Source organism: Tenacibaculum aquaeponti (genome assembly GCF_052084715.1).
Lineage (GTDB): Bacteria > Bacteroidota > Bacteroidia > Flavobacteriales > Flavobacteriaceae > Polaribacter.
Genome location: NZ_CP197288.1, coordinates 1,969,822 through 1,996,252, shown reverse-complemented (window position 1 = coordinate 1,996,252; position 26,431 = coordinate 1,969,822). Strand labels below are relative to the sequence as shown.

General features: G+C 30.0%; 25 protein-coding genes. 16 read left to right on the top strand and 9 right to left on the bottom strand.

The genetic code is table 11. The features are described 5' to 3' along the window. Window positions 1-2 precede the first annotated feature (2 nt). The 4 genes from ACSIGC_RS08790 to ACSIGC_RS08775 all read left to right on the top strand — a co-directional run bounded on the left by ACSIGC_RS08790 (window position 3) and on the right by ACSIGC_RS08775 (window position 6,577). Entirely contained in the window at window positions 3-1,328 is a 1,326-nt protein-coding gene (locus ACSIGC_RS08790) for a TolC family protein (protein WP_442264461.1), read from the top strand. A gap of 8 nt (window positions 1,329-1,336) precedes the next feature. Next, window positions 1,337-2,509, top strand: a complete 1,173-nt coding sequence (locus ACSIGC_RS08785; protein ID WP_442264460.1) for an efflux RND transporter periplasmic adaptor subunit — start codon at window positions 1,337-1,339, stop codon at window positions 2,507-2,509. Between the two features lie 11 nt (window positions 2,510-2,520). Next, window positions 2,521-6,033 (top strand): efflux RND transporter permease subunit, encoded by a 3,513-nt coding sequence (locus ACSIGC_RS08780; protein ID WP_442264459.1) that lies wholly within the window; start codon window positions 2,521-2,523, stop codon window positions 6,031-6,033. 70 nt (window positions 6,034-6,103) lie between these two features. Next, window positions 6,104-6,577, top strand: coding sequence for a regulatory protein RecX (locus tag ACSIGC_RS08775; protein WP_442264458.1), 474 nt, complete (start codon window positions 6,104-6,106; stop codon window positions 6,575-6,577). Here ACSIGC_RS08775 and ACSIGC_RS08770 read toward each other — a convergent pair. Continuing rightward, on the bottom strand, window positions 6,566-7,072 hold the full coding sequence (locus ACSIGC_RS08770) for a nuclear transport factor 2 family protein (protein ID WP_442264457.1): 507 nt from the start codon (window positions 7,070-7,072) through the stop codon (window positions 6,566-6,568). The genes ACSIGC_RS08775 and ACSIGC_RS08770 overlap by 12 nt on opposite strands. Then, window positions 7,069-7,518, bottom strand: a complete 450-nt coding sequence (locus ACSIGC_RS08765; protein ID WP_442264456.1) for a hypothetical protein — start codon at window positions 7,516-7,518, stop codon at window positions 7,069-7,071. Before ACSIGC_RS08765 ends, ACSIGC_RS08770 begins: the two co-directional genes overlap by 4 nt. 283 nt (window positions 7,519-7,801) lie before the next feature. Between ACSIGC_RS08765 and ACSIGC_RS08760 the strand changes: the two genes are divergently transcribed. The 4 genes from ACSIGC_RS08760 (at window position 7,802) to ACSIGC_RS08745 (ending at window position 14,736) form a co-directional block, all read left to right on the top strand. Continuing rightward, the gene (locus tag ACSIGC_RS08760; protein ID WP_442264455.1) at window positions 7,802-8,770 is read left to right on the top strand and encodes an NAD-dependent epimerase/dehydratase family protein; all 969 of its coding nucleotides are present in this window, start codon (window positions 7,802-7,804) and stop codon (window positions 8,768-8,770) included. 46 nt (window positions 8,771-8,816) lie between these two features. Further along, complete coding sequence (locus ACSIGC_RS08755) at window positions 8,817-9,410, top strand: thioredoxin family protein (protein ID WP_442264454.1); 594 nt, start codon at window positions 8,817-8,819, stop codon at window positions 9,408-9,410. Window positions 9,411-9,483: 73 nt separating this feature from the next. Continuing rightward, window positions 9,484-9,960: an ABC transporter ATPase gene (locus ACSIGC_RS08750; protein ID WP_442264453.1), complete on the top strand. Its 477-nt coding sequence runs from the start codon at window positions 9,484-9,486 to the stop codon at window positions 9,958-9,960. Window positions 9,961-10,056: 96 nt separating this feature from the next. Beyond that, a complete protein-coding gene (locus ACSIGC_RS08745; RefSeq protein WP_442264452.1) occupies window positions 10,057-14,736 on the top strand; it encodes a T9SS type A sorting domain-containing protein in 4,680 nt (1,559 codons plus the stop codon). A 56-nt stretch (window positions 14,737-14,792) separates the two neighbouring features. Here the strand turns inward: ACSIGC_RS08745 and ACSIGC_RS08740 are convergent, their stop codons facing one another. Continuing rightward, the gene (locus ACSIGC_RS08740; RefSeq protein ID WP_442264451.1) at window positions 14,793-15,329 is read right to left on the bottom strand and encodes a hypothetical protein; all 537 of its coding nucleotides are present in this window, start codon (window positions 15,327-15,329) and stop codon (window positions 14,793-14,795) included. Window positions 15,330-15,422: 93 nt separating this feature from the next. Here ACSIGC_RS08740 and ACSIGC_RS08735 point away from each other — a divergent pair, with 93 nt between their 5' ends. After that, entirely contained in the window at window positions 15,423-15,926 is a 504-nt protein-coding gene (locus ACSIGC_RS08735) for a hypothetical protein (protein ID WP_442267736.1), read from the top strand. Here the strand turns inward: ACSIGC_RS08735 and truB are convergent. The 5 genes from truB to mce all read right to left on the bottom strand — a co-directional run bounded on the left by truB (window position 15,915) and on the right by mce (window position 19,115). Beyond that, window positions 15,915-16,607, bottom strand: coding sequence for a tRNA pseudouridine(55) synthase TruB (gene truB / locus ACSIGC_RS08730; protein ID WP_442267735.1), 693 nt, complete (start codon window positions 16,605-16,607; stop codon window positions 15,915-15,917). The two genes, ACSIGC_RS08735 and truB, sit on opposite strands and share 12 nt — an antisense overlap. A gap of 4 nt (window positions 16,608-16,611) precedes the next feature. Continuing rightward, the gene (locus ACSIGC_RS08725; protein WP_442267734.1) at window positions 16,612-17,406 is read right to left on the bottom strand and encodes an undecaprenyl-diphosphate phosphatase; all 795 of its coding nucleotides are present in this window, start codon (window positions 17,404-17,406) and stop codon (window positions 16,612-16,614) included. A 2-nt stretch (window positions 17,407-17,408) separates the two neighbouring features. Continuing rightward, window positions 17,409-17,654, bottom strand: coding sequence for a DUF3098 domain-containing protein (locus ACSIGC_RS08720; RefSeq protein ID WP_442267733.1), 246 nt, complete (start codon window positions 17,652-17,654; stop codon window positions 17,409-17,411). A 3-nt stretch (window positions 17,655-17,657) separates the two neighbouring features. Continuing rightward, the gene (locus ACSIGC_RS08715; protein ID WP_442267732.1) at window positions 17,658-18,536 is read right to left on the bottom strand and encodes a cell division protein FtsX; all 879 of its coding nucleotides are present in this window, start codon (window positions 18,534-18,536) and stop codon (window positions 17,658-17,660) included. Between the two features lie 174 nt (window positions 18,537-18,710). Beyond that, window positions 18,711-19,115 carry a methylmalonyl-CoA epimerase gene (mce, locus tag ACSIGC_RS08710; RefSeq protein WP_442267731.1) on the bottom strand — a complete coding sequence of 135 codons (405 nt, stop codon included), beginning with the start codon at window positions 19,113-19,115 and terminating at the stop codon, window positions 18,711-18,713. Window positions 19,116-19,569: 454 nt separating this feature from the next. Here mce and ACSIGC_RS08705 point away from each other — a divergent pair, with 454 nt between their 5' ends. From ACSIGC_RS08705 to ACSIGC_RS08675, 7 genes are all read left to right on the top strand, one after another. After that, complete coding sequence (locus tag ACSIGC_RS08705; RefSeq protein WP_442267730.1) at window positions 19,570-20,094, top strand: hypothetical protein; 525 nt, start codon at window positions 19,570-19,572, stop codon at window positions 20,092-20,094. A gap of 243 nt (window positions 20,095-20,337) precedes the next feature. Beyond that, window positions 20,338-20,940, top strand: a complete 603-nt coding sequence (locus ACSIGC_RS08700; protein WP_442267729.1) for a hypothetical protein — start codon at window positions 20,338-20,340, stop codon at window positions 20,938-20,940. A gap of 30 nt (window positions 20,941-20,970) precedes the next feature. Continuing rightward, a complete protein-coding gene (locus ACSIGC_RS08695; protein ID WP_442267728.1) occupies window positions 20,971-21,585 on the top strand; it encodes a hypothetical protein in 615 nt (204 codons plus the stop codon). After that, window positions 21,558-22,307 carry a sensor histidine kinase gene (locus ACSIGC_RS08690; protein WP_442267727.1) on the top strand — a complete coding sequence of 250 codons (750 nt, stop codon included), beginning with the start codon at window positions 21,558-21,560 and terminating at the stop codon, window positions 22,305-22,307. The genes ACSIGC_RS08695 and ACSIGC_RS08690 overlap by 28 nt, the downstream gene beginning before the upstream one ends. A 56-nt stretch (window positions 22,308-22,363) precedes the next feature. Continuing rightward, window positions 22,364-23,008, top strand: coding sequence for a response regulator transcription factor (locus tag ACSIGC_RS08685; RefSeq protein WP_442267726.1), 645 nt, complete (start codon window positions 22,364-22,366; stop codon window positions 23,006-23,008). A gap of 137 nt (window positions 23,009-23,145) precedes the next feature. Further along, complete coding sequence (gene rbfA, locus ACSIGC_RS08680) at window positions 23,146-23,541, top strand: 30S ribosome-binding factor RbfA (RefSeq protein ID WP_442267725.1); 396 nt, start codon at window positions 23,146-23,148, stop codon at window positions 23,539-23,541. A 40-nt stretch (window positions 23,542-23,581) separates the two neighbouring features. Continuing rightward, window positions 23,582-24,778, top strand: a complete 1,197-nt coding sequence (locus ACSIGC_RS08675) for an ABC transporter permease (protein WP_442267724.1) — start codon at window positions 23,582-23,584, stop codon at window positions 24,776-24,778. Between the two features lie 601 nt (window positions 24,779-25,379). Here ACSIGC_RS08675 and dusB read toward each other — a convergent pair. Then, on the bottom strand, window positions 25,380-26,381 hold the full coding sequence (dusB, locus tag ACSIGC_RS08670; RefSeq protein ID WP_442267723.1) for a tRNA dihydrouridine synthase DusB: 1,002 nt from the start codon (window positions 26,379-26,381) through the stop codon (window positions 25,380-25,382). Between the last annotated feature and the right edge of the window lie 50 nt (window positions 26,382-26,431).

Genomic DNA, 26,431 nt, shown 5'->3' with positions numbered 1-26,431 from the left:
TAATGAAGAAATACATAACAAGTGTATTTGTTTTATTTTTTATGAGTATTGCTATAAATGCTCAGGAAAAAGTATTGCGATTATCAATGCAAGAAGCTATTGATTATGCAATAAAAACTAACTACGACAACAAAGTAGCTTTAAAAAATATTGAAGCAGCTAAACAAAAGAAATGGGAAACTACAACAATTGGATTACCTCAAATTGATGGTAAAGTTGATTATCAAAATAACCTAAAACAACTTTTCGAACCAGTAGATTTTAATCAAGATGGTTTTCCAGATTTTGGAGCGAAACATTCTGTTACTGCTGGTGTAACATTAAAACAATTGATTTTTGATGGAACGTATTTAGTGGGATTGCAGTCTGCTAAAACGTATTTAAAAATTTCGGAACAAGCCAAAGAAAAGACGGAGTTGGCAACTAAAGAAGCTGTAATTAATGCTTATGGAAATGTTTTAGTAGCAGAGAAAAGTTTAGGGATTTTAGAAAGTAATAAAAGAGTTTTAAGTAAAAACTTAAATGAGACTCAAAAGATTTTTGATAACGGACTAACTGAAGAAGAAAATGTAGAACAACTTCAAATTACTTTAGGAACTTTAGAAAACAACATTAGAAACACGCAACGTCTTAGAGATATCGCTTACAAAATGTTAAACATTGCCTTAGGAAATTCTATTGATAAACAATTAGAGTTAAGTGATACTTTGGAGGATTTAGCTATTCAAAACACAGATTTAGGTTTGTTAAGTAAAACGTTTAATCTTGATAATCATATCGATTATAGAATTGCTAGTAACGATAGAGAAGCAAACAGATTATTGTTAAAATTAGAAAGGAATAGACAGTTGCCAACTTTAGCTGCTTTTGTTAACTATAATGCTATTGCTAACTCAAATTCCTTTTCTTTTTTTAATAGCTCACAACAATGGAGGTCAACTTCTCTTTTAGGAGTGAGTTTAAATGTTCCAATATTCGGTTCGTTTAGAGCTAAATCAAGAATAAAACAAGCTAAGTTAGAACTTGAAAATTCAGATATAAGATTAGAAGAGATTAAACAAAAATTGAATTTACAAGCACAAACAGCAAAGAGTGAATATCAATTAAGTATAGAAAACTATGAAACAGCAAAAAGAAATTTACAATTAGCAGAACGAATTGAGAAGAAACAACAAGTGAAATTTTTCGAAGGACTTTCAACAAGTTTCGATTTATCTCAGGCACAAAACCAACTTTACACACAACAATCAAATTACGTGCAATCTATGTTAAACGTAATTGCTAAAAAAGCACAATTAGAAACAGCATTAAATATACCTATAAAATAATCAACTCAATGAGAAAGATATTCATATTCACAATAACTACAGTTCTTTTAGCTTCATGTGGTAAAAAAGGACAATCGGTAGACGCTGTAATTGCATCTGGAAATTTAGAGCAAATTAGAGCAAAGAAAGATGAGTTAAGTACAAAGAATCAAGAGATATTAAGTCAAATAAAATTATTAGATACTGAAATTTCTAAGCTCGATAAAAATAAAAAAATACCATTAATTACAACTATAAATGCAAATGCGTCTGAGTTTATTCATTATTTAGAATTACAAGGAAATGTTCAGACTAAAAAAAATGTATTAGTATATCCAGAAGTGCCTGGTCAATTAGTAAGTGTTTTTGTAAAAGAAGGGCAAAAAGTTGCTAAAGGACAATCATTAGCTAGAATAGATGATGCAGGGATGTCTAATCAATTAGCGCAATTAGAAGCAAATGCAGCTTTAGCCAAAACTACTTATGAGCGTCAAAAGCGTTTATGGGAGCAGAAAATTGGATCAGAAATTCAATTTTTACAAGCAAAAACAAATTTCGAAGCGCAAACTAATGCGGTAACTAATTTAAAGAAAAGTATTGCTAAATACACCATAAGAGCTCCTTTTGCTGGAATTGTAGATGATGTGATTAAAGAACAAGGAACAGTTGTAGCTCCTGGTCCTGGAGCAGAGGTTTTTAGAATTGTAAACTTAGGGAATATGTATATAGAAACAGATGTTCCAGAAAGTTACATCAGTTCAGTTAAAAAAGGAAAAGCAGTAGAAGTTGAGTTTCCAATCTTAGGAAAGAAATTAAATTCAGAAGTTCGTCAAGCGGGTAATTTTATCAATCCAGCAAACAGAACTTTTAAAGTTGAAATTGGAGTGCCAAATAAAGATAGAAGTATCAAACCAAACTTAACAGCTAAACTTAAGATTAACGATTATACCAATCCAAATGCAATCTTAATTCCTCAGAGTATCATTTCAGAAAATTCAAAAGGAGAGCAATATGTTTATGTAGTTAATACAAAAGAAGGAAAATCTACAGCGCAACAAATTATCATCAAAACAGGTAAAACTCAAGGAGATGTTATTGAAGTACTTGATGGAATTAAAAGTGGAATGAAGATTATTAATGAAGGAGCAAGAAGTGTGAAAGATAGTCAGGAAGTTAAAATATTACAATTAGCCAAAAAATAAAAAATATTCTGATGACTGAACAACAAAAAAAAGTAGATAAAGAGTTTGGTTTATCTTCTTGGGCAATAAACAATAAAACTACTATTTATGTATTAATGGTAATTATATTGTTCTCAGGTATCTCGGCATTTATTAACATGCCAAGAGAAAATTTCCCTGAGATTAAAGAAACCAAAATTTATGTAAGCTCTGTTTTTCCAGGAAATACAGCAGAAGACATAGAGAAATTAATTACTGATCCTTTAGAAGAGAAGTTAAAAACAGTAAGTAATGTTACTAAAATTAACTCTACTTCTCAAGAGAATGTATCGATGATTACCATCGAATTTAACGAGCAAATTACTGTTGAAGAAGCGAAGCAAAAAGTTAAAGATGAAATCGATGAAGAGGTTTCAGGTGAAGACTGGCCAACGTTTAACGGAGCAAAAGTTGAACCTAACGTTTTCGAATTAAACATTGCTGAAGAAACGCCAATTTTGAATATTAATATTTCAGGGGATTTTACTGTAGAACAATTAAAGGAGTATGCAGAATATCTTCAAGATGAAATAGAAGATTTAAAGGAAATAAAAAAGGCAGATATTCGTGGAGCTGAAGAGAAAGAAGTTGAAGTTGCTGTAGATATCTATAAAATGATGGCGGCTCAAGTTAGTTTTAACGATGTACTTCAAGCTATCGGAAATGGAAACGCTACCATTTCTGCTGGTAATATTATTTCTAGTGGACAAAGAAGAACGATTCGTGTGCTAGGAGAAATAGAAAAACCTTCAGAATTAGATGATTTCGTGGTAAAATCAGAAAGAGGAAGTGCGATTTATTTAAAAGATATTGCAACAGTCTCTTTTAAAGATAAAGACAAAACAACTTATGCTCGTGAGAATGCAGAATCTGTTGTAATGCTAGATGTTAAAAAGCGTTCTGGAGAAAATATGGTTGAAGCGACTGATAAAATTAGAGAGATTGTAAAAGTAGCTCAAGAAACTAAAGTATTACCAGAAACACTTAAAGTAACTTTAGCAAACGATCAATCTTCTAAAACAGTTGGTCAGGTAGATGATTTAGTAAATAATATCATTTTCGGAGTTATTCTAGTAGTAACTGTATTAATGTTCTTTTTAGGATTGAAAAATGCATTATTCGTAGGATTTGCAATTCCAATGTCAATGTTTATGTCATTAATGATCTTAAACATGATGGGGTTTACAATGAATACCATGATTCTTTTTGGATTAATTATGGGATTAGGAATGTTAGTAGATAACGGAATTGTTTTAGTTGAAAATGTGTACCGTTTGATGGATGAAGAAGGAATGTCTAGACTAGAAGCAGCAAAAAAAGGTATTGGTGAAATCGCTTTGCCAATTATTATTTCTACAGCTACAACAGTTGCCGCATTTATTCCTTTAGGAATGTGGCCTGGAGTAATGGGACAATTCATGGTTTATTTTCCAAAGACTTTAGGTGTAGTATTAGGTTCGTCTTTATTTGTAGCTATATTTTTTAATTCAGTACTAGTTTCTCAGTTTATGAATGTTGAGGATAAGAATATGCCATTGCATAAAATTATTCGATTAACAATTGTTTTAGGGGTTTTAGGTTTATTAATAGTTCTTTTTGGAGGTGGGATAAAACCTTTAGGAACCTTATTAATATTCGCTGCTGCAAATTTCTGGATATATAGATATATTATGCGTCCTGCTGCTAACGGATTTCAATCTCGTGTTTTACCAAAATGGGAGCGTTTTTATGAAAGAATGATTAGAGGTGCTTTAAAGGGATGGAAACCGCAAGTAATTACAATTATCACATTTGTAATGCTTATTGTAGCATTTATGGGGTTTGGAAACTCTGTTCAGGAGAAAAGAACTAAGGTTGAGTTTTTTCCAGATAATACACCAAATCAAGTTATTGTATATGTAGAATATCCACAAGGAACAGATATTGAGAAAACGAATGCAATAATGAAAGATTTAGAAGAACGAGTTACTAAAATGATTAATTTTTCTGAGTATTTAGATGGAGAGTATAATTTCTTAGTAGAGAGTTCTATTACTCAAGTAGGAGCAGGATCAGGAAACCCTCAAACGGATGGTGGTTCTACAGCAGAAATGCCTCATAGAGGTAAGATTGTGGCTTCGATGCGAGAGTATAAATATAGAAAAGGTGCAGATAGTAAAGCGTTAAAAAAAGCTATTACAGAGGAGTTACAAGGAGTGTACCCAGGGTTGTCAATTTCTGTTGAAAAAGATCCTGTTGGTCCACCTGCTGGTTATCCGATTAATATTGAATTAGAAGGAAAAGATTACGCTGAATTGATTAATGTAGCTGAAAAAATGCGTGATTTTATCAATACCAAATCTATTCCTGGGATCGCTGAACTTAAGATTGATGTAAATAAATCTAAGCCAACAATGTTAGTTGATGTTGATAGAAAGAAAGCTGGAGAATTAGGTGTTAGTGCAGCTCAGGTAGGAACGCAATTACGTAATTCTATCTTCGGAGCTAAAGCTGGTGTTTATAAAGAAGATGGTGAAGATTATGATATTTATGTAAGATTTAATGAAGAGAATAGATATAATACAAGTGCTATTTTTAATCAGAATATTACATTCAGAGATCCTTCAAATGGTCAAGTAAAATCAATTCCTGTTTCTGCTTTAGCAACACAAAAAAATACATCAGGTTTTAGTGCAATTAAGCACAAACAAGGTAAAAGAGTTGTTACAGTATATTCTGCTTTAGCACCAGGATATACAGATGCAGGAGCAATTGTGTCTAAGATTCAAAATGAAATGAAAACCTTTACAGGTTTACCTGCTACAATTAAAGTAGATTATACAGGACAAATCGAAGAGCAAAATAAACAAATGGCTTTCTTAATGGGAGCGTTCTTCTCAGGTTTAGGTTTAATTTTCTTAATCTTAATTTATCAGTTCAATTCTGTGTCTAAGCCGGCAATTATCATGCTAGCTATATTCTTAAGTTTAATAGGAGTATTTGGAGGAATTGTAATTTCAGGCTCATCGTTTGTAATTATGATGACAATGATGGGGATTATTTCTTTAGCAGGTATTGTAGTAAATAATGGAGTGGTACTTCTCGATTATACAGAGTTGTTAATAAATAGAAAGAAAGTTGATTTAGGTTTAAATGATGATGAATTTGTTTCTATTGAAGATTTAAAAGAGAGTATTATCAAAGGAGGAAAAGCAAGGTTACGTCCAGTATTATTAACCGCAATTACAACAATTTTAGGCCTTATTCCTTTGGCTACAGGGTTAAATATTAATTTCTACACATTAGTGTCTGAGTTAAATCCACATATTTATGTTGGAGGAGACAACGTAATTTTCTGGGGGCCATTAGCATGGACAGTAATTTACGGTTTAATTGTAGCTACCTTCTTAACATTAATTGTTGTTCCAATATTATTTTACTTAATCACAAAGTTTAAAATGTGGATCAAGAACAGAAATAGTATCACAGAAGAATCATTTGATGAAATTGCTGAGATTGGAAATTAAGAGATAATTTATGTTTGTATTAAAAGAGTTAGTAGTTGTATGTTACTAACTCTTTTTGTTTTTTTGGGGTATGAATAAAAAGAGTGTGCTAACGGTAGATGAGGTAAAAAGAAAACTTGAAAGATTTTGTGTGTATCAAGATAGATGTCATAAAGAAGTGGAAGAGAAATTAAGAGGTTTTCATTTAATACCTGAAGCAAAAGGGCTTATTTTACTACATCTTTTAGAACATAATTTTTTAAATGAAGAACGTTTTGCTAGAAGTTTTGCTAGAGGAAAATTTAGAATTAAAAACTGGGGAAAAGTTCGTATTACAAGAGAGCTGAAATTAAGAGATATTTCAGCCTATAATATTAAACAAGCACTTTCGGAAATAGATGAAGAAGAATACTTCTCGAAACTAAATAGTTTGGCTGAAAGAAAAATTTCTTCAATTAATGAACCTAATTCTTTTAAGAAAAGAAAAAAAGTTTTTGATTATTTGAATTACCGTGGATATGAAATTAGTTTGATTAATGAAGTGTTGAATGGGTTAATGCCTTAAATATTTTGCTTCTTTTTCCTTTTTTAAAGGAATAACTTTATCAATAACTTCATTAGGAACAGTTACAGAAAGAACATAATGTTTTATAACTAATTTTCCATTAATTTGTTTAAGTACTCCAGAACCACGACAAACACCCATCCAGGTGTCTAAAATTTCATCAAACCAAATGAAATTAGTATCGTTTTCAGTATAAACATTACGTTGAATCTTTTTAAATGACCAAGCTTTTCCTTTATCAAAAAAAGGTTTACTAAAATCTTGAAATTGTTTTTTAGACCATACCTCACTAGCATCAGTGCCAACGAAAACGGAGATATTATCCATTGCATTAAAATAATTATCAAAGTTTGCTTCAGAAGCAGCTTTGTGCCAATTGTCTAAAAAAATATTGATAGTTTCTTTGTTGAAAGAACTTGTACTTTGTTGTTTTATAGGGTTACAACTAATAAGTATGTAACATGAAAAAACTATAAATAAGTGTAGAGGTTTCATTTTTTCTTCTTTGTTAATTTAACTTCAGATTTAAAGAAATCATCTAAATTAATTTCTTCATCAAATTCCTTTTTACTGTAAATGGTGTTCACTTTAGCATTGTAGCTGCTGTAAATAAGTAAGATTTTATCAATTTGATTGTTTACTTCTTTGGCTTTTATAGCAGGAATTAAAGTCATGTCGTTTAAACGCAAAATCTCATTTTCTAAAACATTGGTTCTAGCTTTTAAAGCATTTGTTTTAAGTGTTTCAATTTTTAAACTGTCGTTTAAACTTTTAACTAATCCTTTTAATTCGTTAGCCATTTGTAAGGCTTGATTAGGAGATACAGAAGAAAATCTGCCTAAAAATTCATCAAGTTCATTGTATTCAGTCCAATCCTGAATTTTTGTTTTAGCTAATTCAGAAAGGTTGGTTACTTTTTTATGCTTAACAACAGTACTCATATCAGAAGTAACTATTTTTTCGACAGTGTTTTTTTTCTTTTGGTTACAATTGAAAAAACACATACTAATTAAAAGAATAAAAAGACTAGAATATTTAAACATTACTCTTGTAAATTTTGTCCAAAAATACATTTTTTATATTCGTTTTTTCTAAAACTAAACTTAAAGCTTAATTATCAGTTTTTTAAAATTTGAAATTATCGATAGTTAAAAAATAATAATTAAATATTACGAATATTTAAATTCATTAACTTTGTACAGCGTAAAAAATAGATTTTTGTAAATGAGTGATACTATTTTAATTCTTGGAGCCTGCGGTCAAATAGGTACAGAACTTACCCAGAAATTACGTGAAATTTATGGGAGAGAGCAAGTGATTGCTTCAGATATTAGAGAAGGAGATGCCGCGTTTTTAAATTCTGGTCCATTTGAAATTATTAATGCAATGGATAAGGATAGGATTCTGGAAGTTATAAAAAAATACGAAGTAACTCAAGTGTATTTAATGGCTGCAATGTTATCTGCAACAGGAGAAAAAATTCCTTTAAAAGCTTGGGATTTAAATATGCAATCACTTTTACACGTATTAGAATTAGCGAAAGAAAAGTATATTCAAAAAGTTTACTGGCCAAGTTCTATAGCTGTTTTCGGTAGTACTTCTCCTAAAGTAAATACACCACAACAAACAATTATGGAACCATCAACTGTTTACGGAATTAGTAAGGTTTCAGGTGAGCATTGGTGTAATTATTATCATAATAAATTTGGTGTAGATGTAAGAAGTTTACGATATCCAGGAATTATTAGTTGGAAAACAAAACCAGGAGGAGGAACAACGGACTATGCTGTCGATATTTATTTTAAAGCAAAAGAGGAAGGTAAATACGAATGTTTTTTAAGTGAAGAAACAAAACTTCCAATGATGTATATGGAGGATGCGATTAATGCTACAATTCAAATTATGCAGGCTCCAGCGGAAAATATTAAAACAAGAACTTCTTATAATTTAGCAGCAATGAGTTTTACTCCAAAAGAAGTTGCAGAAGAAATTCAAAAGCATATTCCTAAATTTAAAATTTCTTACAAGCCAGATTTCAGGCAAGAAATTGCTGATAGTTGGCCGCAAATTATAGATGATAATAAAGCAAGGAAAGACTGGGGTTGGAATCATTCTTTTGATATTGAGTTAATGACAAAAGAAATGTTAACTAATATTCAGTCAAAAAATAATGAGCTTTTAAAGACTTTGTAAGTTTGTAAAAATGAATTCGTCATAATCATTGTAAAATGGTTAACATATGAAAGAAGTTATAGAAAAGAGCCTTGAAAGTGCATTAACATATTTAGAGTATAGAACTTTAGTTTCAGATTTATTGATTGAAAATAAATCAACAGGAATAAATCAATCAGAAGCACTATATAATTATAGTTTTCTTAATGATAGACGTATGAAACGTCTTGATAAAACATCAAAGTTGTCTGATGATACTTTAGCTAAAATTAAAAATATTGAAGAGCAACAAACTTGGATTGTTTTAACTGAAGGATGGTGTGGAGATGCAGCTCACAACATTCCAGTATTAAATAAAATGGCAGAAGAGAACCCTAATATCGATCTTCAATTAGTTTTAAGAGACGAGAATTTAGAGTTAATGGATAAGTTTCTTACAAATGGAGGAAGGTCTATTCCGAAGTTAATTGCAGTAAATAAAGATAAAGAGGTTTTGTTTACTTGGGGGCCAAGACCAACTGAAGCTACAAAAATGATAGCAGATTATAAGAAAGAACATGGCGTAGTAGATGCTGATATTAAAAAAGATTTGCAAGTTTGGTATAATAAGAACAAAGGAACTAATGTACAAGAAGATATTTTATCGTTATTGAAAAACTAAAAAAATTAAATAAAGTAGTTTATATTCAAGCCTCATGATGTTTCTCATGAGGCTTTATTTATATTTGCAATCTATGATAGTACCGTTTGAAACTTTATCTGAAGAAGCCAAAATTTGGATTTATCCATCTAGTAGAAAATTCTACCCTCAAGAAATTGACTCTTTAAAAGAAAATATTAAAAGTTTTTTAAATAATTGGCTAAATAATACGGATGCAAAATTATCATACTGTATTAAGTATGATAGATTTATTGTATTTTCTTCGGAAGAAGGAGTAATTGTTAATAATCAACATTTAGACGAACAAGTAGCTTTTATTTTAAAATTACAAGGAGATTATGAAATAGAATTGCTTGATAAAATGAATGTGAGTTTTAAACAAGGAGAATTCGTACAATATAAAGAAGTAAAAGAATTTAAAAAATTACTTAAGAATAAATCGGTAAATGATAAGACAATTGTTTTTGATAATTTGGTGCAAACTAAATATGATTTTGAAAACTTTTGGGAAGTGCCAATTACAGAAAGTTGGTACAATCGATTTTTATAAATTAGTATTATAAAAATTACGCTTTTTTTATGTAATTATTTTAAAATTGAGTAAATCATATGATTAATATTTTACTTTTGTGATAAAATTAATTATATGAAAAAACTAATACTCTCAATTTCAATTTTTCTCACCTCCTTATTAAATCTTAAAGCACAAGATGTGCCTTTTACACAGCGTTTATCAGCTGATGGAATTACTGTAAAAGGAGACGTAACTTTTGTATCTAATAATATACTGAATAGAGAAGATAGTTCATTTTCACCAAACGATCCCTTTAATGGAAATGGTAGTAATGGACAACTCAATATTCAATATATAGATATAGATAATGATCCTACAACGTTTTCTTCTTCTAGCTCGATTTTAAATGTACCAACTTGTTCTAGAGTTGTTTATGCTGGTTTGTACTGGTCTGCAGTATTTCCTTATGAAACTTGGGAAGGAGAAGAACCAAGATCTGGCGATTTTAGAAATATAAAATTTAAAATGCCTGGCCAAGATTATCAAGATATTACGAGCGATGAAGTAATATATGATAGTGGAATAGCTACACAACGCCCATATGTATGTTATAAAGATATGACTGCAGAAGTGAGCAGTTTGCCAGATCCAAATGGAGATTATTTTGCTGCTAATATAAGAGGAACTATAGGTGCTGATTTAAATAATGGTTTAGGGGGAGCTGCCGGATGGGTTTTAGTTGTGATTTATGAGAATGAAACTCAAACAACAAAAAATATTTCGTTATTTGATGGTTTCTCTACTGTTAATGGAGCAAATGATGCTGATGTTTTATTTTCTGGAATTAGAACTGTTCCAGCTGGTCCTGTTAAGGTAAAAACTTTAGTAGCAACACTAGAAGGAGATCAATCTTTTATCGGAGATCGTTTTCAAATAAGAGGGAGTAATGGTGTTTATACCAATATGATTAATCAGGCAAACCCTGAAGATAACTTTTTTAATAGTTCTATTACTCAAAATGGTGACTTCGTGGTTGATAGAAATCCGTCAAGTGAAAATACATTAGGTTTCGACGTAGATTTGTTTGAAATTAATAACCCAGGAAATACTATTATAGCAAATAATCAAACTTCAATAGAAGCAAGATTTACTACTAGTGGAGATGTTTATTGGCCGTTTTTAAATGCAATTGCTGTAGAGGCTTCTGAACCAGATGTTAGAGTTGTAGGTACCGTAGATGATGGAGCAGGTAATGATTTGTCGGGTTCAATATTAAGTTTAGGTACTGATTTTTGGTATAACCTTCAATTTCAAAATATAGGGAATGATGACGCAACAAATACAATAATTAGTAAGCGTCTTCCTAAAAATGTAAATTTAATTCCTACAGATATTATTTTACCAGCAGGAGTGACTTTTACATATGAACAACCTTCAATTGCCAATGATTCTAGAGGGGAATTAATTTTTACTGTGAACGATAGTTTAGTTGAAGAGGGTAGTGCTTCACAAAATATCCGTTTTCATGCACGGTTGGCTAACGATTGTAGTGGATTTACTGCATCTTGTTCAAATATAATTGAGAGTCAAGCATTCTCTAGTTATTCAGGAGTTAATAGCGGAATTCAAATTTCAAACGATCCTAGTTTTTCTGGTATAGATGCTTGTAATAAAGGAATTGTTGGAGCTACAAGTTTTTTAGTTGAACTTTCAAACTGTACAGATATAACAAAAGATGTTACATCATGTACTTCTTCAATGACATTAACTGCTGCGTCTGGATTTGCTACATACCAATGGGAAGATAATAGTGGAACTGTAATAGGAACTTCACAATCGATTACAGTAAATGCATTCGGTACTTATAAAGTTACTAAAGGTAGTGGTACTGGTGCGCCATCTGCTTGTTTGCCATTTTCAGAAACATTTAATGTTGTTCCTGGGGCGTTAGATTTTACAGCATTTGTAAGTGATGATCCATCATGTACAGGTACAGATGGAAGTATATCTATAAACGTTTCAAGTGGAGAGGCTCCATTTACATATACAATTATTAATGCACTAGGTAATAACGGAGGAGTTAATGAAGTGGTAAGTGATGATAATTCGTATGTGTTTACTGGTTTAAGCGGAGGTAATTATGAAGTTCAAGTTACAGATAATAATGGTTGTACATCTCTGTTATCGTTAGTAGTATCAGAATTATCTCCTATTATAATTCCTCCTTTAACAGTAACTCAGTTTGGTTGTAGTTCAGGAAATGTAACTAATAATGCAAACATTGCATTAGATACTAGTTTAATAGTTGGAGGTACTGGATCTTATGTTTCATTAGAATTATTTAATGATAATGGAACACCGTCAGATTCAAGTGATGATATAAAAGTTAACGGAACTAATACGGGAAGTATTTACTCGTTTGATATTTTAGATGTAAACGGTGGTAACTTTTACGCTAAAGTTTTAGATAGTAATAATTGTCAAGCTTTATCAGCTCCTGTAACTGTTAATGCTTTTGATGAATTACTTAACGTAGCGATTACTCAAGTTGATCCAGTTAGTTGTATAACTACAGATGAGTTAATAAGTATATCATATACTTCAAGTTTAGGAGCTTCAAATGCGATAATACAAATAATTAATAGTACAGGTACTGTAGTAGATACAATTACTGATGTTCAGAATAATATAAGTGTTAATAGTAATATACGTTTAATACCTGGTGCATATACTATTAAAGTATTAAATTCAGTTACAGGATGTGAATTAAATCAAACTCACGACGTTTTAAATGCAGAAACTTATACTGTAAGTATAGTTAACTCTACACCAGCTGCTTGTTTTGGGGAAAGTAATGGTTCTTTAACTCTAACAATTGAAGATGAGGGAGCTAATCTATATACAGGAACTTATAGTTATGAAGTTTTTGATACAGGAGGAAATCCAATAGGTGTTTCTACGGTTGCAACTAATAACCCTTTAGTTATAAACGGTCTTTCTTCAGGGAGTTATAGAGTACAAGTTACATTGAATGATTTTCCGTTTTGTACTTTAACTACAGCAGATGTTAATATTTTCGGTCCAGCAGTTCCTTTAAGTGTTTCTGCCCATGTGAATGGAGATACAATAACGGTAAATGCAATAGGAGGTAATCCTCCTTATGAATACAGTTTAAGTGGAGGTAGTTTTATTACTAGTAATGTTTTTAATGGTGTTAGTCCTGGAGATTATATAATCGAAGTTAGAGATATAAATGGATGTGTATCTATTACATCTTTAACAGTAAATGATACGAATAATATATTATTAGCTGATGACATAGCAAATACTCTATCTAACACTTCTTTAGATATAGATATTTTTTCAAATGACACAAACATTCCAACAGAAGGAACTTTAACTGTTACGACTCCGTCTAATGGTTTAGTGCAAGTAAATGATTCGGGTACGCCAAGTGATTTAACTGATGATATTCTTACTTACATTTCAGATCCAGATTTTACTGGGACTGATAGCTTTACTTATACAGTATGTGATATTTCTGGAAACTATTGTGATACAGCAACAGTATTTATAACTGTCGATCCTCAAGTAACTCCAATAGTAATAACTTTAACAAGTTCTGATGTAACTTGTAATGGTGACAATAATGGAGTAATTCAAACGACAGTATCAGGAGGAGTGCCTCCATATACTTATGTGTTGTTAGATTTTTCTTCTTCAGTGGTTGCAGATAGTTCTAATGGTTTATTTACAGATGTTGGAGTTGGAGATTACACTGTAGAAGTTACAGATAGTAATGGAAACACTTCTAGATCTATCAATGTAGTTGTTTTAGAACCTGAATTATTAGAAACTACTTTGGTAGTAGAAAATGTAAGTTGTAACGGTTCCGATGATGGAAGTATTATTGTGAATTCAACAGGAGGTACAGGTGGTTATGCTTATGAAATCAGCTCTAAGCCAGGAAGATTTCAAAGTGAAAATACATTTACAGGTTTAATGCCAGGTTCTTATTCGATAACGGTCTTAGATAATTCTGGTTGTGTTAATGTTATTCCTGTTAATATTGAAGAGCCAGAAACTTTATTTATCAGTTCTGTTGATATTAGAGCTACAGGAAGGTTTCCAAGCGGAAGAATAAAGGTTGGGGCTGATGGTGGAATAGAGCCTTATAAATATAGTATTAACGGAGGAGAATTTAAAAGATCAAATAGATTTTTAGATTTAGAAGATGGTTCTTATACAATTCTTGTGAAAGATGCTAATGATTGTATCTCTAATCCACTAACAGTTCGTATTGACAAAATTGAAATCAATAATACAGTTAATCAAGTTTTGGAAATTTTAGAAGCATTATATAAAAATGCAGCTTCTTACCAATGGATAGATGTAGATAATGATGTTAGAATTCCAGGAGCAAATGAAGCAACTTATAAACCAACCAAATCAGGTAGGTATCAAGTAGAAATGGTAATAAGTGAAACTTCTACTAGAATGGAAAATAATACATTGATTAGGAAGGAAAATAATCAAGTAGTATTATCACCAGTTATAGAGTATAAATCAGAGGTTTTAAATGTTGAAGATTTTGAGGATAAAATTTTAAAAGTATATCCTAATCCTGCTTCAGAACGTTTAATCTTACCAGTTGATTTAATCAATAAGAAATATAAAATCTATTCGATTATTGGAACGGAAATAAGATCTGCTAAAATTTCTTCTGAAGAAATTCAGGTGAATGAATTAGCTAGAGGTGTTTATCTATTAAAAGTTGATGGATATAAACCATTACGTTTCGTAAAGAAATAAGATTAGTCTTACTATAAAAAAATGCGTTTAGTTTTCTATACGCATTTTTTTATTCTTTAAAAGAAAGAAAATCCTATTCCTAAAGATATACTATCTAAATTTCCATTCCTAAATTCTGCAATTTTCTTTCTATGGAAATCTATTCGAATTAAACCATTCCAACGACTAGAACTAAAACTCATTAGTCCTAATCCCACTTTATAATAATTTCCGCTGCTGAAACTTTCAGAAGGCCTCCACATTCTACCAAAACTAGCATCTACGAAGTACGCAGAGCTACTTTTAGCAATAAAGTTATATCGTAGTGTCCCAAAATACGGAATAGAGTTAATAGCGTATTTAAAATGATGATCGTATCCCATACTAACACTTCCAGACCAACGTTGATCGAATTGATAACCAACTTCTGCTCTAAGTAAAATAGATTTTGGTGTGATAAATGGACCATTTCCATCTTCTCCTAATTTAAATTGTTGATTAATTCCGAATGTAGTTCCAATGTTTCCAATAAAAAAAGGTTTCTTTTCTTTAATCTGTGCTTCACTTACTAAGTAAAAGTTTAAAAATAAAAGACTAAGTAATAGTTTTTGCATAATAGTTTTTGGTTTCCTTCTACTTATCAATAACTATTCCATGAAATCACTATGTAACGAAAAATAAAATTTACGTCTTATAATGTAAAAGTTATGGGGGGATATGGAAGTATACAGCCTTTATTAAATAGTAATAAAGATTTATTACGAAAGAAAAGCTTGTTTAGGGATAAAGAAAAAAGATTAAAATCTGAAGAAGGAGAATTAGAATTTGTAAAATTATCTGATGAAGAATTGAAGTTATTTAAAAAAGAAATGGCTAAACAATCCTGGAAAGAAAAAGTTTTAGGAATAATTGCTGTTCTTTTCGTAATTGCCTTTGTAAGTTTTACAGTAAATTATTTAATTCAAGAAAACAGAAATTATAAAGAATATATTGCATCTAAGAATTATCAGCGTAAATTAAATGAGTTTAATAAATACCTGAAAAAAGGTGATGAATTCTATTATGATGGACATTATAAAAATGCCTTGTTCTTTTATAAAAAGAGTTCAGTCTTGTTTCCTGAGAATAGTTTAGTAAAAACTAAAATGAATAACTGTTATCGTTTACGATGTGAAAATGAGAATATAGATTGTAATAAACTAGTTCGTTAAACTTTCAATAAATCCATCTATATTTTGGGCATTATCTACAGAAAAATCACCAATTTTAGTACGACGCAAAACAGATAAATGAGCACCTGAGTTTAAAGCAATACCAAAATCGTGAGCTAAAGATCTAATGTAGGTTCCTTTACTGCAAACCACTCTAAAGTCGATATTTAAACCATCAATTTTAGTAATTTCAAATTCAGTAATTTCTACTTCTCTCGATTTAATTTCAGTTGTTTTTCCTTGTCTGGCTAACTCATATAAACGCTTGCCATCTTTTTTAATTGCTGAAAAAATAGGTGGTTTTTGCTGAATCTTCCCTAAAAATTGTTCAGTAGTTTTATGAATTAAATCAGGTGTAATATGTTCTGTAGGAAAAGTTTTATCAATTTCAGTTTCTAAGTCGTAACTAGGTGTAGTTGCTCCTAAAACGAAGATTCCTGTATATTCTTTTATCTGACCTTGATATGTTTCAATACTTTTAGTTTGTTTACCAGTACATATAATTAATAAACCAGTAGCCAAAGGATCTAGTGTTCCCGCATGCCCAACTTTTATTTTTTTGATATCAAAACGTTTTCTAATGTGCCAACGAAGTTTGTTCACCACTTGAAAAGACGTCCATTCTAAAGGTTTATCAATAAGTAAAACCTTTCCTTCTTTAAAACCCTCTAAAGTATTCATGTGATTATTTTAATAAAGCGTATCCAATAGCAATTACACCTACAATTGCACAGTAAATAGAAAAGTAAGAAAGTTTACTTTTTTTAACTAAAGCAATCATCCATTGACAAGCTAGTAACCCAGTAACAAAAGCAGCAACAAAACCAGCAGAAATCGGAACAATTTCAGAAGATTGAAAATTAATATCTCCTCCTAAAATATCTTTCGCAATCTTACCAAAAATTAAAGGTACAACCATTAAAAATGAAAAACGTGCGGCTTTTGTTCTATCTATTCCTAATAATACAGATGTCGAAATTGTTGCTCCAGATCTAGAAATTCCGGGTAACATTGCTATTGCTTGAGAAACTCCAATGACTAAAGAGTTAGAAAAAGATACGTTTTTTTCTGTGTTTTTTGCTTTGTCAGCTAACAATAAAAGTATAGCAGTTATTAAAAGCATAAAACCAATGAGAAGTATATTTTTACTGAAAAAGGTTTCTAATTGCTCTTCAAACAACAAACCAATAATTACTGCAGGAATCATTGAGATTACAATTTTTGCCGAAAATTGAGATTCTTCATTCCATTTAAATTGAAATAATCCTTTAAAAATTTGGGCAACTTCTTTTCTAAAAATTACCAACGTGCTTAAAGCAGTTGCAAAATGTAAAACAACAGTAAAAGTTAAGCTTTCTTTTGGTACAGAATTATCACCTAAAATGGCTTTTACCAATTCTAAATGTCCGCTTGATGAAACAGGTAAAAATTCAGTTAATCCTTGAATAATTCCAAGGATAATTGCTTCTAAAATATCCATAGTTACTTTTTAGGGTTGGCTAAAATAGCATATATTTCAATACCTAAACCAATAATAACTAAAGTAGGAGCTAAACGGATTCTTCTCCAACCATATAACTCTTCGTTAAATACATTAGGATCATCACTTCCGCCTCCTGCCATTAAAATAAATCCTAAGGCAATAACAGCTAAACCAATTAGCATGATTTTATAATTTCGTTTACCGAATAAAAATTCTGGTTGTTCTGAATTTTTATTTTTTTTCATAGTTTAATAATATAAATCGTTGGTTTGTAAGTTTAAGAATCGTTGTGTTGCAAAAAAAGTGCTAATCCACGAAATAATAAAAGACGCAGTTAAAATTCCAACAGCTAAATAAATTAAAGAAATGTAATCTTTAATTAATTCTAAAGTTGGAATGTTTTTATCGATATAATAAATCATAACACCTAAAGCAATTAAAGCTAAAAAAGCACCAATAAAACCTAATTTTATACTTTGCCAAATAAAAGGTTTTCTAATAAATCGTTTTGTTGCACCAACCATTTGCATAGTTTTAATATTAAAACGTTTTGCATAAATTGATAAACGTATAGAACTATTAATTAAAATAACTGATACAACAGCAAAGAATCCGCTTAATATTAAAAGCCAAAAACTTATTTTTTTTATATTCTTTGTTAATTGTTCTACTAAAGGTTTGTCGTATGAAATATCTGCAATAAAAGAATTTTTTTCAAACTCTTTTCTAAGTTCTTCCATTTTTTCAGGAGTCACAAAATCTGCATTTAAGTATAAATCTACTCCGTTTTTTAAAGGATTGGTTCCTAAAAATTCTAAAAAATCTTCACCTAAATCTTTACTATAAGTTTGTGCAGCTTCTTCTTTAGAAATATAATATAATTCTCTTGTGTATGCTTTTGTAGTTAATAACTCTCTAAAAGATTCTATTTGATCTTTAGTTACGTTGTCTTTAAAAAATAAAGACATTACTACTTCTTGCTTAAAATGATTAGCAACTTTAGTAGATTTTAATAAAACTAAACCTAAAATTCCTATCATAAATAACACAATAGCAATACTAATAATTACTGAAGCGTAAGAAGATCGCAAGCGTCTTTTTTGAAAAGAATCGAAAGAATTCGTCATTAATGTTCTCTATTTAATTCGCAAGTTACAAATAATTGATATAAACTGATAAAGTTTATGTGATGAAGCTTACTTTTTAGGAGTTTATTATAAAAAAATAAAAGTGTAGTGCCAATTTAACTAAATTAAAAACACACCATATTATTAAAAAATACAGTGTGTTTTATTGTGAATTTATTTTTTAATATCTTGACAAAGTTCTATTAATACACCATTTGTAGATTTTGGATGTAAAAATGCAACAAGTTTATTATCTGCTCCTTTTTTGGGTGTTTCATTTAATACAATAAAACCTTCATCTTTTAAACGAGTAATTTCAGCCTCGATATCTTCAACAGCAAATGCTATATGATGAATTCCTTCTCCTTTTTTCTCAATAAATTTAGCAATCGGACTATCAGGTTTTGTTGCTTCTAACAACTCTATTTTGTTAGGTCCGGTTTTAAAAAACGAAGTTCTAACACCTTCACTTTCTACTTCTTCAATTTTATAATGTGCTTCACCAAGAAGAGAAGCAAATAAAGCATTCGATTTTTCGATGCTTTTTACAGCAATACCAATGTGTTCGATTTTATCCATAGTGTAAAAATAATGAGTTTTTTGAATAGTGATGTAGCCTCACTTTTGTTTTTTGATGCAAAAATTAAAGATCTGTTCCATATAAAATGCTACTCGAAAATTAATTAATCTGTTTGCATTTAGAAACTTTAATTTTATCTAGATGTCAGTTCGAGTGTTTTTGAGATACGAAAAAATGTATCGAGAACTATTTCGAAGTCAAAATTCGTATTCTCAATATACTTTTTATTCATTTTATTCCGAAAAACTACTCGAATTGATAGAGTTTTATTCTAAATGCAGAACGAGTTAATAGATATTGTAATAAAACAATGATTGAAATTTGGCTAGGAAATATATTTCATAAGTTTTACCTTTGTTAAAAATTGTTAGTTTAAATTTTCTACATAAAAATTGCATTTTAAAATATAGAAAATTAGCTATTTACTTATTTATTAACCATTATTATTTAATTATGAAAACAATTAAAGTTGTTACGCTTGCTGTATTGGTAAGTGCGGTTACGTTTGTTGCGTGCCAAAAAGATGAAGACACAGTTACTCCAGAAACACAAGTGGTAGAAGCTGTAAAACCAGCACAAGCTATTTCGTATGAAAAAGCTAGAGTATTACAAAAAGAGTATATAGAAACCAGAGCAAATGTGCTAAACAAAGCTTTACAATCTCGTGGTGTAATACAAGGAGAAGACGTACGTGATGTTTGGTACGATTTAGAAGTTCTAGAACAATACATTGCATATGTAAAAGCCGAAGCACAAAAGAAAGGATACAAAAATTTAGGATTACGTGTACATTTAGGAGCATATCCAAACCAAGAAAAATTTAACGATCCTGGAAATACTACTTTCTTTTTTGTGCCAACCCATAATACAGGTGTGGAAAATAAAAACTTAATTTTAAAGAATAGTGATAATATTACTGCTGAAGGAATTGATGCTTTGAATGTTGGACATGCTGGTTTACCTCCAAGCGCCATATAGATTAAAATAATAATTAAAAACTCCTATTTCGGTAGGAGTTTTTTTTAAGTAATAATTTTTTTCAATTTCTATCTGTTAAATCCTGAAAACCTAATAGGAAAGACCCTGAGTGGTAAAAGGTGTTTTTCCTGTATTATTATACTTAACTAATTGATTTCTTTGATAGGAGAAGAAAATTGTTTGAAAAAGTATAAAAATAGCTTGTATTTTTGATGCTAATCAATAACCAAACTTTTGAGTATTATGAAAAAATTACTTTTGATAATTTGCAAACTTTTCGGGATAAAGCATCAACCGGAACCAACAAAACCTAAAACATTATTAACTTATAAACAGGTGGTACACATGTTACGTGAATATGATAATACCAGGTTTGAGATTTTAGTTAACAACCTTGGTTTTGAAGATACAAGAGTGAATACTTTTGATTTTGCTGAAATGAAAAACTATTTAGCTTACACAGAAGAATTAGCTCACAAAAAAGGGATAAAGCTGAAAGGAATTAGTTTTGTAAAAGGAGTTTATAATGAAAAGAATGCAAAAAATGGCGATTTTGTAGGTTATGAAAACTTATTATATCTACCTACAGCATTAGTTAATGGAAAAGAAATGTTAATAGATTTGGAGAGTTCTTCTAGAGATAAAATAGTTACTTTAAAAGAGAAGTTATCAACTTTAGGATATGAATGGAAATATGATAATAAGAATAATTTCAAATTAAAGACTGATAAAACAGATAATAAACAGTTCTTAAGATCAGCTAATGAAAATGAATTAGGAGATGATGAAAACGAAAGTTTAATAGGTAACTGGGGGAATACAACACCTCCTTACCATATGCAATAAGACAATATTGTTTAAAAACAAAAAAAGCTAATGAATTCCCTACCCTTAATAGTAACCACATTGCAAGTTTTAACAGCAATTTTAGGATTGTTTTTTATTAAAAAATTCAAATCTTCTTTTTATTTTATTTTAATAGGAGTTTTATGTCTTACTGCTGTAGTGGAATCACTGGGATTATATTATTTTAAAATAGAGAAGTCTAGTTATTTATTATACGTTAGTTATACTTTTCTAATCTTTAATTTAATAGCATTAGCTTATCAGAAAATAATAAAAGTAGAAAAACATAAGTATCTATTATTTATCCCAATACTATTATTTGATATAACATTTATAATAATCTATTTTATGGGAATATCGTATTATAATATGATAATTTTCGGAGCAGTTATTACAAGTTTGTATGTTTTTCTATATTTAAAACAATTATTACTCTCTTACGAGATAATTAGTTATAAGAGATTGTTGCCTTTTTGGGTTTCTGTTGGTTTTTTAGTTTTTTATTTACCATCGATTCCATTTTTTGTGTTAAGAGATTATATGAAAAATAGAGGTTTGTTCTTTGTTTTGAGTATTTTAATTATATTAATGAACACTTTTATTATATATGGATTACTATGCAGCAACAAGGAGAAGAAGTATTAATTGCATCTACGTTAATAATAGGAATAATTGTTGTTTTTCTAATTATCCTATTTACAGTGTTTCAACGACGTAAAAACCAGCTGTTAAGGGAAAAAGCTACAGAAAAAAAACGTTTCGAGCGTGAAATTGCAGAAACACAAATAGAAATACGAGAAGAAACTTTAAGAAATATTAGTTGGGAGTTGCACGATAATATCGGGCAACTCTTAACTTTAGCAAAAATACAATTGCAAAACGCCACACCAGAAAGTTTAGATGATATTTCAGAAACAATTACTAAAAGTTTAAATGAAATACGCTCATTATCTAAACTCATCAATCCAGAATTTATAAAGAATATAGCGTTAAAAGATGCTTTACAATTAGAAGTAGAACGTTTTAATCGTTTACAGTTTATAAAGGCAAGTTTGCATATTTCTGGAGAAGAAAAAGAATTAAATCAGAAACACGGGATAATTTTATTTCGAATTTTACAAGAATTTTTTTCCAATACTATAAAACATGCACGCGGATCGAAATTAGAAGTCTATTTGCAATTTCAGTCTAATCAACTTACGATTAAAGCAATAGACGATGGTGTTGGTTTTAATATGGAAGAAATACAGCAAAAAGGAATTGGTTTAGAAAATATGAAAACCAGAGCCAAATTAATTAATGCTGATATAAATTTAGAATCTAAGCCAAACTTAGGCACAGAATTAAATATTTATTACTATTTTTAGGAAGCGTAATCCCCTTATGCAGTAGTTATTTACTAACTTATTTAACCCGTTTAACTATGAAGTATTCAGTTGTTGTGGTAGACGATCATACGTTATTATCACAAGCTATTGAAGGCATGGTCAATACTTTCGATAAATTTAAAGTGTTGTATACATGCAAAAATGGAGGGGAAGTGAAAGACAAGTTTAAAGCTTCCCCCAGAAACATTCCAGACATTGTCTTGGTCGACGTAAACATGCCCGTTATGAACGGTATAGAGACCACAGAATGGATTGTTGCAAATTATCCAAATGTTCATGTGCTAGCGCTCTCTGTTGAAGACGCAGACGGAACAATTCTAAAAATGCTTAAAGCAGGTGCCATTGGTTATCTCTTAAAAGATACCCAAAAAGAAGTACTCGAAAAAGCATTATTAGAAATCATGGAGAATGGTTTCTATCACACTAGAAACGTAACTAACCTACTATTAGAGTCAGTTTCCGGAAAAGGAAACCGAAATCAAGTCAATTTCAAAGAAAATGAAATCAAGTTCATGAGATTAGCGTGTTCAGAACTAACCTACAAAGAGATCGCAGAAAAAATGTTTTTGAGCCCAAAAACTATTGACGGTTATCGAGACAGTTTATTTACCAAATTAGATGTCAGAAACAGAGTAGGACTTGTAATGTATGCTATAAAGAACAAGATTTACACCCCTTAATTATTTAAGAATTGCTCCCTTTATTTCATGTTCGCAAAAAAAAACTCTAAAACAATAATTTAGAGTATAATTTTGCGTATCTATAGTTTTGGTGTTTTTAGAAATGGTATTCCATAATAAATCAATAAATTTGCAGTATGGAAGAAACTAATAGACAGCGAAAGATAGCAGGAGTTCTACAAAAGGACTTAGTTGAAGTATTACAACGTGCTGCTCAAGATGGAATGAAGGGAGTAATTATTTCTGTATCGAAAGTATCGGTTACAGCAGATTTAGGTGTGGCTAAAGTTTTTTTAAGCGTTTTTCCTTCAGATAAAAGAGATGAAATTTTAGAAGGTGTGAAATCAAATACGCCATTAATTCGACATGAATTATCGCAAAGGACAAAAAATCAATTAAGAAGAATGCCTGAACTTATATTCTTCGGAGACGATAGTTTAGATTATATTGAAGAAATAGATAAGTCTTTAAAAGGAGAAGATACAAATCCTATTAAAAATCCTGAAATATTACCACGTCGTCAAAAAAGATAATCGAGAATAATTGTTACATTGCCAATAATTTTAGTAACAATTGAATTTCCCATTATACATAGCAAAACGCTATTTGCGTTCTAAGAATAGTACTAATGCAGTAAATATAATTACCATTATAGCAATGCTTGGGGTAATTATAGGAACTCTAGCATTATTTATTATCTTATCTGGTTTTTCTGGGTTAAGAAAGTATAGTTATTCAATGCTAGATAGTTCAGATCCAGATATTAAAATTACAGCTAGTAAAGGAAAGAGTTTTTTATATACGAAAGAGTTGGATGAAACTTTAGTCTCTAATACAAAAATTGCAGATTTTTCAAAAGTTTTAGAAGAGCGTGCCTTTTTAAAATATGGAGATAAAAATCATATTGCCTACATAAAGGGAGTAGATATAAATTATACTGACGTTTTAGCTGTAGATTCAATTTTATGGTCAGGAAATTGGATTGATAAAGAATTTAAAAATACAGCAGTTGTTGGTTATGGTATTTATAGTAAACTATCCATTCAAAATTACATGAGACCTTTAGTGATTTTTATGCCAAAACCAGGTACAGGTATTATTAATCCAAATAACGCATATCGTTCTTTAAATACTCAAGTAACTGGTATTTATGGAGGATCTGAAGAGTTTAGGAATAAGTTTGTTTTTACTGAGTTACATGTTGCTCAAGAATTAATGGGCTATGAATCAAATACAATTTCAGGAATTGAATTAAAAGTTAGAAACCCTGAAATTGTCGATGATATTTCTAGAGAATTACAAGAAGAATTAGGAGATGCATTTAAAGTGCAAACTAGAGCAGAGTTAAATGAATTAATTTTAAAAGTAATAAGTACAGAGAACTTTGTCTCTTATCTAATTTTTACTCTTATCGTAATTATAGCATTATTTAATTTAATTGGAGCAATAATTATGATGATAATAGATAAGCGAAAAAACTTAAAAACTTTATTAAATATAGGTGCTTCGGTAAATGATGTAAAAAGAATTTTTGTGCTTCAAGGTTCTTTATTGTGTTTAATAGGAATGATAATAGGATTGTTTGTTGGAGTAAATTTAGTGTTTCTTCAGCGACATTTTGGATGGTTTAAAATAAGTCCAGATCTTGCTTATCCTGTTGAGTTTAGGTGGTTTAATTTAGTTACGGTTATGCTGACTATTTTAACACTAGGATTTATAGCGTCAAAAATTGCAAGTAGTAGAATAACAAAAGAATTTATAGAAAACTAAATTTTTGTTGTTCATTTTATATTTTTTAAAAAAATAAAAACCCAGCGCTAGGATATTTTCATTGATTCATGCATGTTTCTTTTTAGAGATCTTTTTAAAGATTTACTTTATGTTTCATGTATGAAATCTTATGTATTGAGAATCTAAGTATAACAACTTTAGTGATTCATTCATTTACACTTTTATGACACATAAGTTTTTGATAAGTCACATTGGTGCTTAAAATTCAGGTATTTGTGATAGTTTAGAGGAGTAAGTTGGGCTGTATTTGAGAGTTTAATCGGGTTAGAAGCATTTAAAGATGTTTATTTAGGTAAATTTAATTTTATATAACTCAGCGCTGAGCGATTTTATACATAACCCAGCACCGAGTATTAGTTTTTCCACTATATAAATGTTTCTTTTTAGTGATCTATTCTTTTCAAGATTTACTTTATGTTTCATTTATATAAGTAAAAATGGATTAATTAATTGTAAATAATTAAGGGACTATTTAATTACTAACATTGTAAATGTAGTATAAGAAACTAAAATAAAATTTAAATTTTAGATGCAACTAAGTTAATCTTAGGTAAATGGTTTTGTAATTTAGATAAATGGATTATTTAATTTGTGGAATTCTAGTGTTTCCAAATTCATTTTGAATTTCATCAAAAGCATTAAATACATCTTGTGGATCATCAGAAGTAACCAACTTTAATCGATGTTCTTTAAAGTGAGGAATTCCTTTAAAATAATTTGTATAATGTCTACGTGTTTCAACAACTCCCAAATGTTCACCTTTCCAGTCTATAGACATTTGCAAATGACGACGAGCTACTTCTACACGTTCAGCAATTGTAGGTTTTGGTAAATGTTCGCCAGTTTTAAAAAAGTGTTTTACTTCATTAAAAAACCAAGGATAACCAATAGATGCTCTACCGATCATTGCCCCATCTAATCCATAAGAATCTCGCATTTCCATAGCCTTTTCAGGAGAATCAACATCACCATTTCCAAATACAGGGATATGCATTCTAGGATTGTTTTTTACATCAGCAATTGGTCTCCAATCTGCAGAACCTTTGTACATCTGCGCACGAGTACGACCATGAATAGAAATCGCTTTAATTCCAACATCTTGCAAACGTTCAGCAACTTCTACAATTCGAATTGAATCATGATCCCAACCTAAACGAGTCTTAACAGTAATTGGTAAATCTGTATGTTTTACCATGGCTTCAGTAAGTTTTACCATTAAGTCGATATCTTTTAAAATACCTGCTCCAGCTCCTTTAGAAACTACTTTTTTTACCGGACAACCAAAGTTAATATCGATAATGTCTGGTTTGGTTTTTTCTACAATTTCTATAGAACGTAACATAGAATCCATATTAGCACCAAAAATTTGAATACCAACAGGACGCTCTTTTTCATAAATATCAAGTTTAATAACGCTTTTTGCTGCGTCACGAATTAATCCTTCCGAAGAAATAAACTCGGTATATACTACATCTGCACCATTTTCTTTACATAGTGCTCTAAAAGGCGGGTCACTAACATCTTCCATTGGAGCTAAAAGCAATGGAAAATCAGGAAGTTCTATGTTGTCTATCTTTACCATAATTCAAAAAATCGTTGCAAAATTACTGTTTTTTTATAGAATGATTTTAT

Bases quoted from the DNA above. Each gene is read 5' to 3' on its own strand.
- ACSIGC_RS08690 (WP_442267727.1), top strand. From the start codon at position 21,558: ATGCAGCAACAAGGAGAAGAAGTATTAATTGCATCTACGTTAATAATA.
- dusB (WP_442267723.1), bottom strand. From the start codon at position 26,381: ATGGTAAAGATAGACAACATAGAACTTCCTGATTTTCCATTGCTTTTA.
- ACSIGC_RS08735 (WP_442267736.1), top strand. From the start codon at position 15,423: ATGGGGGGATATGGAAGTATACAGCCTTTATTAAATAGTAATAAAGAT.
- ACSIGC_RS08740 (WP_442264451.1), bottom strand. From the start codon at position 15,329: ATGCAAAAACTATTACTTAGTCTTTTATTTTTAAACTTTTACTTAGTA.
- rbfA (WP_442267725.1), top strand. From the start codon at position 23,146: ATGGAAGAAACTAATAGACAGCGAAAGATAGCAGGAGTTCTACAAAAG.
- ACSIGC_RS08700 (WP_442267729.1), top strand. From the start codon at position 20,338: ATGAAAAAATTACTTTTGATAATTTGCAAACTTTTCGGGATAAAGCAT.
- ACSIGC_RS08720 (WP_442267733.1), bottom strand. From the start codon at position 17,654: ATGAAAAAAAATAAAAATTCAGAACAACCAGAATTTTTATTCGGTAAA.
- ACSIGC_RS08705 (WP_442267730.1), top strand. From the start codon at position 19,570: ATGAAAACAATTAAAGTTGTTACGCTTGCTGTATTGGTAAGTGCGGTT.
- mce (WP_442267731.1), bottom strand. From the start codon at position 19,115: ATGGATAAAATCGAACACATTGGTATTGCTGTAAAAAGCATCGAAAAA.
- ACSIGC_RS08725 (WP_442267734.1), bottom strand. From the start codon at position 17,406: ATGGATATTTTAGAAGCAATTATCCTTGGAATTATTCAAGGATTAACT.
- ACSIGC_RS08765 (WP_442264456.1), bottom strand. From the start codon at position 7,518: ATGAGTACTGTTGTTAAGCATAAAAAAGTAACCAACCTTTCTGAATTA.
- ACSIGC_RS08775 (WP_442264458.1), top strand. From the start codon at position 6,104: ATGAATAAAAAGAGTGTGCTAACGGTAGATGAGGTAAAAAGAAAACTT.
- ACSIGC_RS08770 (WP_442264457.1), bottom strand. From the start codon at position 7,072: ATGAAACCTCTACACTTATTTATAGTTTTTTCATGTTACATACTTATT.
- truB (WP_442267735.1), bottom strand. From the start codon at position 16,607: ATGAATACTTTAGAGGGTTTTAAAGAAGGAAAGGTTTTACTTATTGAT.
- ACSIGC_RS08745 (WP_442264452.1), top strand. From the start codon at position 10,057: ATGAAAAAACTAATACTCTCAATTTCAATTTTTCTCACCTCCTTATTA.
- ACSIGC_RS08785 (WP_442264460.1), top strand. From the start codon at position 1,337: ATGAGAAAGATATTCATATTCACAATAACTACAGTTCTTTTAGCTTCA.
- ACSIGC_RS08695 (WP_442267728.1), top strand. From the start codon at position 20,971: ATGAATTCCCTACCCTTAATAGTAACCACATTGCAAGTTTTAACAGCA.
- ACSIGC_RS08755 (WP_442264454.1), top strand. From the start codon at position 8,817: ATGAAAGAAGTTATAGAAAAGAGCCTTGAAAGTGCATTAACATATTTA.
- ACSIGC_RS08715 (WP_442267732.1), bottom strand. From the start codon at position 18,536: ATGACGAATTCTTTCGATTCTTTTCAAAAAAGACGCTTGCGATCTTCT.
- ACSIGC_RS08780 (WP_442264459.1), top strand. From the start codon at position 2,521: ATGACTGAACAACAAAAAAAAGTAGATAAAGAGTTTGGTTTATCTTCT.
- ACSIGC_RS08750 (WP_442264453.1), top strand. From the start codon at position 9,484: ATGATAGTACCGTTTGAAACTTTATCTGAAGAAGCCAAAATTTGGATT.
- ACSIGC_RS08790 (WP_442264461.1), top strand. From the start codon at position 3: ATGAAGAAATACATAACAAGTGTATTTGTTTTATTTTTTATGAGTATT.
- ACSIGC_RS08685 (WP_442267726.1), top strand. From the start codon at position 22,364: ATGAAGTATTCAGTTGTTGTGGTAGACGATCATACGTTATTATCACAA.
- ACSIGC_RS08760 (WP_442264455.1), top strand. From the start codon at position 7,802: ATGAGTGATACTATTTTAATTCTTGGAGCCTGCGGTCAAATAGGTACA.